Origin of the sequence: Brenneria salicis ATCC 15712 = DSM 30166, assembly GCF_003315515.1 — a bacterium.
GTDB classification, from domain to species: Bacteria; Pseudomonadota; Gammaproteobacteria; order Enterobacterales; family Enterobacteriaceae; genus Brenneria; species Brenneria salicis.
The window spans coordinates 20002-31806 of the sequence record NZ_QNRY01000026.1 but is presented as its reverse complement, the minus strand read 5'-3'; the positions used below and the strand labels follow the sequence as shown (position 1 = coordinate 31806).

Genomic DNA, 11805 nt, shown 5'->3' with positions numbered 1-11805 from the left:
TCAGATCATTCTGTAATGGCGATGACTATCCATATGAATATTGAAGGAGGCGACCTGCTCCAGTTCATCCAGCCTGACATGGGCGGTGACCTGAAACGACATCTCCAACGGATTAGACAGATAGTCCGACGCACTGATGTCCACATGGACGATTCGAGGTTCAAAGCGACAGATACACTGCCGGATCGCCTCCCGGATTTTTCCCCGAATATCGGCGCCGCTTTGCGTGGCGTCATTGAAATCAATCACGCCAAGCTCAGGTGCGCTGCGACAACTTCCGGGCCGGGTATTGAGCACCTGATCCAATTGACGCTTCACGGACGCAATCAGTGCTTCAACATCCGTTTCAGGGGAGGCGCGTGGCGCTTCCCCCCGGATACGATCGAACAGGCTGGCCGCGGTTCCCCTTTCCCAGGCGGAAAGCGACGGCATCAGCGTTATTCCTTATCCAAACGACCTACCAGCGACAGTTCAAAGTTTGCCCCCATATACTTGAAGTGAGGACGAACCGCCATCGTGACCTGATACCAGCCGGGTTCGCCTTCCACATCCAGCACATTGATTTGGGCGGCGCGCAGAGGACGGCGGCTGCGAACGTCTGCCGGCGGGTTTTCCTGATCGGCGACGTACTGTTTAATCCAGCTATTAAGCTCACGCTCAAGATCCTGACGTTCTTTCCATGCGCCAATTTGCTCACGCTGCAATACTTTGATGTAGTGCGCCAAACGGTTGATGATGAACATGTACGGCAGTTGCGTACCCAGCTTGTAGTTGGTTTCCGCCTCTTTCCCTTCTTTGGTGTTTGGGAAAACCTTGGGTTTCTGCACCGAGTTGGCGGAGAAGAACGCCGCATTGTCGCTGTCTTTACGCATCGTCAGCGTGATAAAGCCCTCTTCGGCCATCTCGTATTCGCGACGATCGGTAATCAGCACTTCTGTTGGGATCTTGGCCTGAAGCTGTCCCATCGCTTCATAAACATGCACCGGCAGATCGGTGATCGCGCCGCCACTCTGCGGGCCGATGATGTTCGGACACCAGCGGTACTTGGCGAAGCTGTCGGTCAGGGCCGTTCCCATCAGGTAAGCGGTGTTGCCCCACAGATAGTGGTTATGATCGGAACTGATGTCTTCCTTGTAGTTGAAGCCCTTGATCGGGTTCTCTACCGGAACGTAAGGCAGACGCGCTAAAAAGCGCGGCGCCGTCAGCCCCAGGTAGCGCGCTTCTTCCGATTCGCGCAGCGAGCGCCATTTGGTGTAGGCGGGGCCTTCGAAGACCGATTTCAGATCTTTGATGGAAGGCAAATCGGTAAAATTGTCCACGCCAAAGAAGGTCGGCGCCACGGAGGAGATAAACGGCGCATGGGCCATCGCGCCCACCGCGCTGACATACTGCATCAGTTTGATATCGGGAGAACTCTGGGTCATGGCGTAGTCGCCGATCACGCCGCCGATAGGCTGACCGCCGAACTGTCCGTATCCACTGGAATAAACGTGTTTGTAGAAACCGGACTGCGTGATTTCAGGCGCGAACTCGAAATCCTCCAGCAGTTCTTCCTTGGTCGCGTGCAATACCAGGATTTTGATGTTTTCACGAAAATCGGTGCGATCCACCATCAGCTTCAAAGAGCGCCAGGATGATTCCAGTTCCTGAAGCGCCTGAGCATGCAGGATAACGTCGATCTGCTTGCTGAGCTTTTTGTCCAGTTCGACGATCATACTGTCGACCAGCGCTTTATTTACTGGCTCCGCCGCGTTGCCGTTATCAAGGATATTGGCGACCAGCGCGGCGATCCCTTGTTTGGCGACGCTGTATCCTTCATCCACCGGGGTGATGCGCGCCTGCGCCATAATTTCGTCAAGCAGTGATCCAGAGGCACTGGCGGCCCCGGACTGCGCCTGTTCTTCAACGATTGACATAATTGTTTCCCTATCTCGTCAGTAAACGTCAATTATTCTGCGGGTTTCACCAGATCCAGTTCTTTGAGTAGCTGCTCTCTGGCCTCTTCACTGGACAACAGATCCTGCAAACGATTACGGAAGGAAGGAATATTGCCGAGAGGTCCTTTCAAGGCCACCAGCGCCTCACGCAATTCCAATAACTTACGTAATTCAGGCACTTGTTGAGCAATGCGATCAGGCGAGAAATCATTCAGAGAACCAATGTTCAGTTTGACCGGCAGATCATCCTGACCCTCATCTTCAAGGCGATTAGGCACACTAAAATTCAGTTCCAGATTGGCCTCTTTCATCACCGAGGCGAAATTGTTTTTGTCGATCGATACCGTTTGACGTTCCTCGATAGGCGTTTCCTCTGTACGTCCTTTCATATTTCCCACCACCATCAGCGTCAACGGCAATTCTATTTCCGCCTGCTGACCACCAGTAGCCGGAACATATTTAATATTAATACGTTCCTTTGGTGCGACAGATGCACCGTCCGTTCCTTTAGCCATATGTCTATACCAACGTAAGGATGCTCTGGCCCGGAGAAATAAAGTCGATTTTCATCGAAATCCCTGCCGATTCCATCAATAGCAGACCATCCGAATCACAAATAAATAAATTATTTGTTTTTTTCGACCAACGAGATAAAAGAAATAAAATCCGCATCATTATACGGAATTACCGACGCATTATTAAATCGTATGAACCACGATTCAAAAGGAGAAAATAAGCGTCAAATAAAGAAAGAAGCCCTAAATACGCTTATAATTTTCGTTTGGATCATACACACAACACCAACAGATGGTCAATGCCTATATGATTAGATGAACGACTAAATTGATTTTTAAAACAAATATAATAAAAACAATAAATTAAACAAATATAAGGCATCAAGAACAGCGTTAAAAAACCCATCACGCCCTTATTCTCCGGCAGTCTCAATTAAACAAAAAAAGCGCTATTTTTTGTCTTCTAATTTAATTTGGGATTTAAATAGTTAGAAAACTAATAATGAAAATATTCGGTAATTTATAGGCGGTTTTATTTTAACTAATTTTTAATTCTAATTTTTTTCAGGATAAATAACCATAGTAATAATCCAGGGCAGAATTCATGAAAAAAACAATCTGTTGGTTTTTATAAATCATATACTCTTAATAAAAACTATCAGAATTTTTATTTATAAACATCACTTAGGTTAAAATAATAAACTAATGAGTGTTGTACTAAAGATAAATCAGAATGTTGATTTTGATTAATAAACAAACAATCAATTTAATGTCAGTAAAATGGCCGGAGAGTAAGATCCATTCTGAAATGTGGCAGATAGATTGGAAATATTCAGAACAACGGGCAGGACAGGATGATTGATATTCCATTGGAATAGCGCGGGGTATTGCGCCTGCAATCCATTGCAGGCTCTACAGAGGATAACGACGCTTATCCCCTACACCCGATGACAACGCACCGCCGTGCCGGAAGAGGTCATACTCAGCGTTTGCGGAAGCTGGCAGCCCTCCCCGGCGTAGGGACAGCGCTCGCGGAAAAAGCAGCCTGATGGCAGATTACGGTTACTGGGAAGCTCGCCTTTACGATCCACCTGTCCGTCATCCAGCAACCGTCCGGCCTGCGGTACGGAATCCAGCAACAAACGGGTATAAGGATGCTGCGGTTGCGTCAGCACCTGTTGCGCTGGACCGAGTTCGACAATCTGTCCCAGATACATGACCGCCACCCGGTCGCTCATATGTCTGACGACCGACACATTGTGCGAAATCAGCACAAACGTCAGATTTCTCTGCCGCTGTAACGTCACCAGCAGATTAAGGATTTGCGCCTGTACCGAAATATCCAGCGCGGATGTCGGTTCGTCCAGTACGATAATATCCGGTTCGGAGGAGAGCGCCCTGGCGATGGAGATTCGCTGGCGCTGACCGCCGGAAAACTCGTGCGGCAGGCGGTCAAGATAGGCCCGGCGGATACCCACCTGTTCGGCAAGTAGCGCGGCCAGTTCACGGCGATCCGCCACGCTGTTGCGCTTTTGCACATAAACCGGCTCGGTGATAATACGCCAGACCGGTAAGCGCGGATCAAGCGACGATTGCGGGTCCTGAAACACCATCTGCATACCCGAACCAAACCAGGAACCTCCCTGACGCGCCCGGTTCAGTTCGCCGCCGCTTGGCTGCTGCAATCCCATCAGCAATTGGGCCAGCGTACTTTTTCCGCAACCGGATTCCCCGACGATGCCCAATGTCTCGCCGCGCATAATTTTCAGATCAAGCCCATTCAGCGCGTGGACATAGCTTTTCGGTTTACCCAGCCAGTTATAGCTGGCGGGGAAACGCACCCGCACATCCTGTAATTCCATTAATGCTTCTTTCATCATCTCATCTGCTCCTGTTCAGCCGGTTGCGGATGCCAGCAGGCGGCCTGCTGATGCCTGCGCGTTACCAGCGGCATTAACGATGGCGACCGCGCGCACTGGGTATCGGCATGCGCACAACGTTCACGGAAGGCGCATCCCGGCGGCAGTTGCGCCAGATTGGGCACCGTTCCGGGAATGGCGTGCAGCAAACTGCGCGGTTCGGCATGCTCCGGCGCAGCCTGCAACAGACCAATGGAATAGGGATGCGCCGGATGCGCCATCACCTCATCGGTGGTGCCGCTTTCAATCACCTGCCCCGCGTACATCACATAAACCCGATCGCACAATTGCGACACCACGGCCATATCATGCGTTATAAACAGTACCGCGGCGCCGCTGGCGCGTGCCTTCTGTTGCAGCAGACGCAATACCTGCCGCTGTACGGTGACATCCAGCGCGGTGGTCGGTTCATCGGCAATAATCAACGCCGGCTCGCAGGAGAAGGCCATAGCAATCAGCACCCGCTGACGCATGCCGCCCGACAGTTCAAAGGGATAGCGATTCATCACCTGTTCCGCATCCGCTATCTGCATGTCATTGAGCAGACTTATCGCTTTCCTGCGCGCCTGTTTAGCGTTCAGCGACTGGTGGAGACGGAGGATCTCGCTCATCTGCCGCCCGATTTTATGTGTCGGGTTGAGGGCGTTCATCGGCTCCTGAAAAATCATCGCCACGCGCGAACCGCGCACGGTGCGCATTGTCTGTTCGCTGGCCTTGACCACATCCAGTCCGAGCATGTTCAGGCGTCCGCCGGTAATAATAAAACTATCCGGCGGCAACAACCGCATCGCCATCATCGCGGTAACGGATTTCCCTGAACCGGACTCCCCCACCACGCCCACGATTTCCCCGGCATTGACGCTAAGCGACACCTGATTCAGCGCTTTTATTTCTCCGCCATAAACCGGAAACACCAGTTGCAAATTGTCGATATCCAGTACCGGTGGTGGTAACGAAACATCAGCCAGGATGCGTTCAGTCTGCATATCAACGCCCTCTTCCTTTCGGGTCCAGCAGGTCGCGCAGACCGTCGCCGAACAGATTAAAACCGGTTGCGGTAATCAGGATCGCCATACCCGGAAACGCCGAGTACCACCACTGATCAAGAATATAGTTACGTCCGTTAGCCACCATCGCGCCCCATTCGGCGGTCGGCTGCTGCGCGCCAAGACCGATAAAGCCAAGCGTTGCCGCCATCAGAATCGAGGTGCCGATATCCAGCGAAGCCTGCACCACCAGCGGCGGCAAGACATTACGCAATACATGCCAGCTAATCAGATGCCAGCGTGACGCGCCAAAGGTGCGGCTTGCCTGCATATAAGCCTGATGACGCAGCATCAATGTTTGCCCGCGCGCCAGGCGGACATAGAAAGGAATGCGCACCACCGCAATCGCTAGCATCGCATTGAACAGGCTGGGGCCGAGCGCCGCCGCCAGCGCCATGGTCAGCACCAGCGAAGGCACCGATAACATGATGTCCATACAGCGCATAATCAGCGCATCCACTAACCCGCCCATCACCCCGGAAAAACAGCCGAGCAGCGAACCGATAATCCCCGCGACCACCACGACCGCAACCCCGGCGGTTACCGACTGTTGACTGCCAATCAGCACGCGGCTGAAAATATCGCGCCCGACTTCGTCAGTACCGAACCAGTGCAACGCGGAAGGCGACTGTAACCGGGCGGTCAAATCGATAGCGTTCGGGTCATACGGCACCAGCCACGGCGAAAACAGCATCAGCAACGTCACGATAAGTATGATAAGCGCCCCAACCAGCGTCAGCGGGCTGCGGCTAAGCAGATAACCGGTACGCCGGCAGTTGGCGAAGCGCGAGGTGGTTTCCGGCGGCGGTAGATTCACGCCGCCGTTCTCCACGCCATTTTCAATCAAAGACATCGCGCTTACCCCTCACGTCCGATACGCGGGTCAACCCACACGTAGAGCAGATCCACCAGCAAATTGACGATCACATAAGCGAACGACACCACCACCGCAAAACCCATTACCGACGGGAAATCCAGCGCCTGAATCGAGTTCACCACATAAGCGCCCATACCAGGCCAGGCAAACACCGTTTCGGTCAGCACCGCGCCATAAAGCAAGTCTCCCAGCGCCAGGCCAAGGACGGTAATGGACGGGATCAGCGCGTTGGGCAGCGCATGACACAGGATCACCCGCCAGCGCGACAGGCCATTGGCCCGTGCGGTGCGGATATAGTCTTCCCCCAGTTGTTCCAGCATCGCCGAACGGATTTGCCGGGCGACAACGCCCATGTGCACGAACGCCAGCGTCAGCGCAGGCATCACCAGATGCTGGAAACTGTTCCAGAACGCCTCGCTGTTGCCCGTCAGCAGTGAATCGAGCAGATAAAAGCCGGTGATGTGCGTCGGCGGCTCCAGCCAGTCATCCAACCGTCCGCCCCCCGGCAGCACATTCATCTGACCGTAAAACAGAATAATCACCCCCAACCCCAGCCAGAATGCCGGCGTGGAGATCCCCACCACCGAGAGCAGCCGCACCAGATGATCGGGAAATTTATTGCGATAAACCGCGGACAACACCCCCAGCGGCACCCCCAGCACGATGGCCAGCAGCAACGCGCTCAGCGCCAATTCCAGCGTCGCCGGGAAAAATGCTTTCAGATCTTCAAGCACCGGGCGGCCGGTGCGAATCGAGGTGCCTAAATCACCGTGCAGCAGGTCAGTCACATAGCGGTAAAACTGTACGTACAGCGGCTGATCCAGCCCCAGTTGCTGGCGGATGCGCTGCACGATCTCGTCACTCGCGCGATTGCCCGCCAGCATGCTCGCCGGATCGCCGGGGATCAGGTGCGAGATGATGAACGTAATCACACATACGCCGATCATCACCAACACCAGCCCCCAGCAACGCTGGCGGATAATAGTCAAGAAAGTCATACACGTCCCCTGACCGGCTGACGGCTTTCAACCGCCGTCAGCCGGAAAAAACAGTCATCGGATGGCGTTCGCAGACGCCGCCAGCGTCTTTACCGTTTATTGCTTGCTCATCTGTCCGACGTTGAACACCTGTTCCAGCATCGGATTAAACACAAATCCCTGAACCGCTTTGTTCATCGCCACCTGATAGTTTTTCTGGAACAGGTAGACGTAAGCCGCTTCGTCGATCACCACCTTTTGCGCCTGCTGGTAGTAATCGGTACGTTGCTTTTGATCGGAAACCGCGATGGCTTTTTGCAGCAGCGCGTCGACAGCCGGGTTGTCATAGAAAGAGCGGTTGCCCGGCAGCCCTTTCTTGTTGGATTCAAACCAGTAGTTCATATACATATAGGGATCGGCGAAATCGGGGCTCCAGTTGCCGATGGCGATATCGTAATCCTCCTTGCCGATACGATCGCGCATGGTGGCGTTAGCCAGTTTTTCCAGCTTCACGTTGATGCCCACCGAGGCCAGACTCGCCTGCATGGAAAGCGCGACCGGCTCCCAGTTCGGATCATTATCCGAATAGAGGAAGCTCAGCGTCTGACCGCGATCCGTCACCTTCGCCAGCGCCGCTTTCGCTTTTTCCAGATCCAGACCATATTGCATCGCCGTCGCATCATAACCCCACATGCCTTCCGGGATCGGGCCGCGCATCTGTTTGCCGTTTCCGCCCAGAATGCCTTTCACCATGCCCTGATAATCGGTTGCCCAGGAGATGGCGCGCCGGAAATCGGCATTATTCAGCGGCGCTTTACCATTATTGAGATACAGATAGGTCACGCGCAGCGCCGGGTACTCTTGCACCGCGACTACACCGCCTTTTTTCAGCGCCGCCAGTTGATCCATCGGCAATGAGTCGGCGATATCGATATCGCCACGGGACAGTTGCAGACGACGGCTGGAACTTTCACCAATGATTTTCACCGTCACGCGCTTAAACGCAGGCGTCGGGCCGTTGTAGTGCGGGTTCGGCACCAGCACCAGTTGCTGCCCTTTCTGCCAGCGCGAAAGCTTATACGGCCCCGATCCGGCGGTGTTGGCGGCCAGCCAGCTTTTGCCCTGATCGTCAGGATGCGCGTCGGCGATAGCCGGGTTGACAATGCCTGCGCCATCATTCGCCAGCGTATAGAGGAATGGCGCGAACAGGGTTTTCAGTGTAAAACGCACCGTCATCGGATCGACAACCGTGACCTGCATATCTTTGGGAAACGCTTCCGACGGCCCTTGTCCAATCTGCATCAGGCGATCGAACGACCACTTCACCGCGTCAGCATTGACATCCGTGCCATCATCAAACTTTGCGCCCGGTTTCAGTTTGAACGTCCATACCCGTTGGTCATCGGATGTTGTCCAGCTTTCCGCCAATTCGCCTTCAACGTCCGTCGAACCTTTTCCACCTGCCGTTTTGTACTGCACCAACCGCTGATAAGCCGGATAAGTGACCGTCCAGTCGTTATTATCAATAGTTACCGCCGGATCCAACGTCTGCGGATCGGCGGCTTTGCCGATCACCAGCATATCCTTCGGCACGGCGGCCTGGGCCTGAAACGCGGCGCCTGCGACGGCAAACAGTACGGCGCCCGCAACCAGACCAGAGGCGAACAGGCGATGAAACGAGACAGGGACTTTGGCGCTAATCGTGCTCATGGGTAATCTCCTGGTATCAATAAAAGTTCGGATAAGGTCGTTTTTTGTGTCATGGTTTGCGCAAGGTTTGCGTCTAATTGGTCATCAACCGGCGTTGATCGGCGGATAGCAGCCGAAACGATCGGTTAACAACGGGTATTCCTTAGCGTTGGGTAATTCAAAATGCCACCACTCGCTGGCAATGCCGCAATAGCCCCCCGCCTGCATCACCGCGTTTAATAACAGGCGATTACGCTGTATCGTCGGCGGTAAATCGGGATAGAAGGGATGCGAGCGTTCATTCATTTCATCAAATGCCGCGCCCATGTCGAGGGCATCGCCATGTTCATCCAGCAACGTGAGATCAATAGCGACGCCCCGGCTATGATGCGAGCCAAGACGAATATCCATCACGTATTCAGGATTGGGAAACGCCGTCCACAGACAGACCTGCGCCTGTTGCGGGCGATAAGCGTCAAAAATCTTTAGATTGAAACCGGCCAGTCTCGCAACGTTGGCACAGCGTGCCAGCGCCTGCGCCGCATCCGGGTGTAACAGGCAGCGGTATTCACGGTAAATCGGTTGTCCGGTCAGGTTATCGTCGGTGGCGTATTTCAGATCGATAACCACCTCCGGCAACAGCGCCGCGACATCCACCAGTTCCACCTTGTCACTTTTCTTTGTCAGACTGTTTTGCGTCACCGTGCATTCCTTATTCATCACATCAGCTTTATTTGGGTTAAGTCGTATTTGGGTTAGAAAGATTGCAGCGCTGGCGCGGCAGTTAAGATTCAAATTGGCCGAACTGTTTTTGCAGCGTTCGATTTTCCGCCAGCCGCTGTTCGGCCTCGTTGCCGCGCCATTCCAGCACCGCCGAGGTCAACAGGTTGAACAGGCAACTGAGCGGCGCCAGCGAATCCCAGAACTGGCCGGTATCGGTTTTCACCTGAAGCAGATCCACCGGATAGTCGCGCGCCCACGGACAATAGACGTCGGTAATCAATGCCAGCGACAGACCGCGCTCACAGGCGGCGTGGCAATATTTCTGCGCCACCACCGAGTAAGCGCGCGTATCCGTCACCACCAGATACGGGTTGGCGAATTCCGAATTCAGCGATTCCACATAGGTTCCCGATAACCCATCGGCGAAGTAAACCTTGGGACGCAGGTATTCAAGATGGCTGTAAAAGGCATTGGCGATGCCGCGGGTGGATTGAATGCCCAGGATGAATACCGCATCGGCGTCGGCCAGTCGGCGACTGATGCGGGTAAACATCTCTCCTTGCGCCAGTTGGTAGACGTGGTTGATCGCATCCAGTTCCAGCGCCAGCGCCTGTTGTAATTTTTCCCGCTGCGGTTGTTGCCGGCGCTGCTGATACACATCCAGCCGATCCGTCACCAGCCACGGCTGATAAAACCCGCCGCCGCTCTGCTGACGCAATGTGCGTTTGAAATCATCCAGATTGCGGTATCCAAGACTGCGCAGATAACGGCCAACCGAAATGCCGCTGGTGGCGGCGCTGCGGCCAATACTGTCGGCGGTTTCAAACGGAACCTGCGCCAGATTAGCCAGCAGATACCCGGCAATGCGTTTGCCGGTTGGCGTTTGTCCGGCAAACGATGCTTCAATCTGTGCAATCACATCGTGATTATCAGCCATGCCGCGTCCTTTGTTGTTTCGCTGTCAGAATCGACCATATTGTTATTTAGCTAACAAAGCATGAAGCGTGCCAATTATCTTTTTAAGATCCATTCATTTAATAAACAGAATATTACGGGCAGATAAGCTGTCATTACATCGGGTAAGAGCGGAGGGTAAGGCGGGAAAAGCGAGCAAGGCTGCACAATAACAAGGCAGTTGCCCCAGAAGTTAACAATCCACAACATTGCGATAACGCTTCTGGGGAAACCGTTTTTATCTTAACCCTTTCAGGCGGCGGGATGCTTTTGCGCGTACTCGGCGCTGTTAATCCATTGATGCGCCCCTTCCCAGCTAAAGCGCCACTCCCGGACGGGACCGGCCATCACATTCAGATAATAGCTGTCATAGCCCGCGATGGTCGCCACCGGATGATAGCCTTTAGGCACCATGACCACATCCCGGTCATAGACCGCCATGCTTTCATCCAATGAACGATCGTCGGTATAAACGCGCTGCATGCAAAATCCCTGTGGCGGATTAAGCCGGTGGTAATAGGTTTCCTCCAGATAGGTTTCATGCGGCGGATTATCCTGATCGTGCTTGTGGCTGGGATAGGAACTGGTGCAACCTTCATCGGTGTACACCTCAACCACCAGCAGGCTGTCCGCCGCATTATTTTCCGGCAGGATATTGTGTACATAGCGCCGGTTGTTGCCGTACCCGCGCTGCTCAGCGTCAATGTCCGGCGGAGCAATCAGGCGGGTTGGATAGGTTCCCTGCCCCGGCGCGGAACAGACCGCCAACTCCAGCGCCGTATGCGCCGTTACCGTGATGCTTTCACCCGCGGTGACATAGACCGCATACGGTTTTCGGCGTTCAAACGGATCCATGCGATCACCGATATTTTCAAAACATTCGCCCGGTGTGACCACCGTCGCCTTACCACCCAACAGCACCAGACAACGTTCATTGTCGGTTACAGGCAGTAACAGCGTTTGCTCCGCCGCCAACTGAAACACTTCAAACCCAACGTATTGCCAGCCTGCACGTTGCGGCGTAATACGTTGGATACAGCCCTGTTTATCCGGGGCGTGATGACGGGATAATAGCTGAGACATCGTGGGCTCCTTAACTCTGACGACGCCTGCAAGGTGAAGATCGACGGGCTCATACCTTGCAGGACAGCCTGATACCGCGATGTGA

Annotated in this window: 11 protein-coding genes; all 11 read right to left on the bottom strand. The window is 53.9% G+C overall.

Translation table 11 applies throughout. From position 1 onward, the window contains the following. Positions 1-432, bottom strand: coding sequence for a type VI secretion system baseplate subunit TssE (tssE, locus tag DES54_RS11775; RefSeq protein WP_113867601.1), 432 nt, complete (start codon positions 430-432; stop codon positions 1-3). Positions 433-437: 5 nt separating this feature from the next. Next, complete coding sequence (gene tssC / locus DES54_RS11770; protein ID WP_113867599.1) at positions 438-1916, bottom strand: type VI secretion system contractile sheath large subunit; 1479 nt, start codon at positions 1914-1916, stop codon at positions 438-440. Positions 1917-1948: 32 nt separating this feature from the next. After that, positions 1949-2452, bottom strand: a complete 504-nt coding sequence (gene tssB, locus DES54_RS11765; protein ID WP_113867597.1) for a type VI secretion system contractile sheath small subunit — start codon at positions 2450-2452, stop codon at positions 1949-1951. A gap of 938 nt (positions 2453-3390) precedes the next feature. After that, entirely contained in the window at positions 3391-4332 is a 942-nt protein-coding gene (locus tag DES54_RS11760) for an oligopeptide/dipeptide ABC transporter ATP-binding protein (RefSeq protein WP_113867595.1), read from the bottom strand. Further along, positions 4329-5357 (bottom strand): ABC transporter ATP-binding protein, encoded by a 1029-nt coding sequence (locus tag DES54_RS11755; protein WP_113867593.1) that lies wholly within the window; start codon positions 5355-5357, stop codon positions 4329-4331. The genes DES54_RS11760 and DES54_RS11755 overlap by 4 nt, the downstream gene beginning before the upstream one ends. A gap of 1 nt (position 5358) precedes the next feature. Then, positions 5359-6270 (bottom strand): D,D-dipeptide ABC transporter permease, encoded by a 912-nt coding sequence (gene ddpC / locus DES54_RS11750; RefSeq protein ID WP_113867591.1) that lies wholly within the window; start codon positions 6268-6270, stop codon positions 5359-5361. A 5-nt stretch (positions 6271-6275) separates the two neighbouring features. Next, positions 6276-7292, bottom strand: a complete 1017-nt coding sequence (locus DES54_RS11745) for an ABC transporter permease (protein ID WP_113867590.1) — start codon at positions 7290-7292, stop codon at positions 6276-6278. Between the two features lie 96 nt (positions 7293-7388). Then, positions 7389-8981, bottom strand: a complete 1593-nt coding sequence (locus DES54_RS11740) for an ABC transporter substrate-binding protein (RefSeq protein WP_113867589.1) — start codon at positions 8979-8981, stop codon at positions 7389-7391. Between the two features lie 84 nt (positions 8982-9065). Continuing rightward, the gene (gene ddpX / locus DES54_RS11735) at positions 9066-9662 is read right to left on the bottom strand and encodes a D-alanyl-D-alanine dipeptidase (RefSeq protein ID WP_240635005.1); all 597 of its coding nucleotides are present in this window, start codon (positions 9660-9662) and stop codon (positions 9066-9068) included. An 82-nt stretch (positions 9663-9744) separates the two neighbouring features. Next, positions 9745-10620 (bottom strand): MurR/RpiR family transcriptional regulator, encoded by an 876-nt coding sequence (locus tag DES54_RS11730; RefSeq protein ID WP_113867587.1) that lies wholly within the window; start codon positions 10618-10620, stop codon positions 9745-9747. 269 nt (positions 10621-10889) lie between these two features. Beyond that, positions 10890-11720 (bottom strand): 5-deoxy-glucuronate isomerase, encoded by an 831-nt coding sequence (gene iolB, locus DES54_RS11725; RefSeq protein WP_113867585.1) that lies wholly within the window; start codon positions 11718-11720, stop codon positions 10890-10892. Positions 11721-11805 lie beyond the last annotated feature (85 nt).

Coding starts and splice junctions, on each gene's coding strand:
- tssE (WP_113867601.1), bottom strand. CDS start 432: ATGCCGTCGCTTTCCGCCTGGGAAAGGGGAACCGCGGCCAGCCTGTTC.
- tssC (WP_113867599.1), bottom strand. CDS start 1,916: ATGTCAATCGTTGAAGAACAGGCGCAGTCCGGGGCCGCCAGTGCCTCT.
- tssB (WP_113867597.1), bottom strand. CDS start 2,452: ATGGCTAAAGGAACGGACGGTGCATCTGTCGCACCAAAGGAACGTATT.
- DES54_RS11760 (WP_113867595.1), bottom strand. CDS start 4,332: ATGATGAAAGAAGCATTAATGGAATTACAGGATGTGCGGGTGCGTTTC.
- DES54_RS11755 (WP_113867593.1), bottom strand. CDS start 5,357: ATGCAGACTGAACGCATCCTGGCTGATGTTTCGTTACCACCACCGGTA.
- ddpC (WP_113867591.1), bottom strand. CDS start 6,270: ATGTCTTTGATTGAAAATGGCGTGGAGAACGGCGGCGTGAATCTACCG.
- DES54_RS11745 (WP_113867590.1), bottom strand. CDS start 7,292: ATGACTTTCTTGACTATTATCCGCCAGCGTTGCTGGGGGCTGGTGTTG.
- DES54_RS11740 (WP_113867589.1), bottom strand. CDS start 8,981: ATGAGCACGATTAGCGCCAAAGTCCCTGTCTCGTTTCATCGCCTGTTC.
- DES54_RS11730 (WP_113867587.1), bottom strand. CDS start 10,620: ATGGCTGATAATCACGATGTGATTGCACAGATTGAAGCATCGTTTGCC.
- iolB (WP_113867585.1), bottom strand. CDS start 11,720: ATGTCTCAGCTATTATCCCGTCATCACGCCCCGGATAAACAGGGCTGT.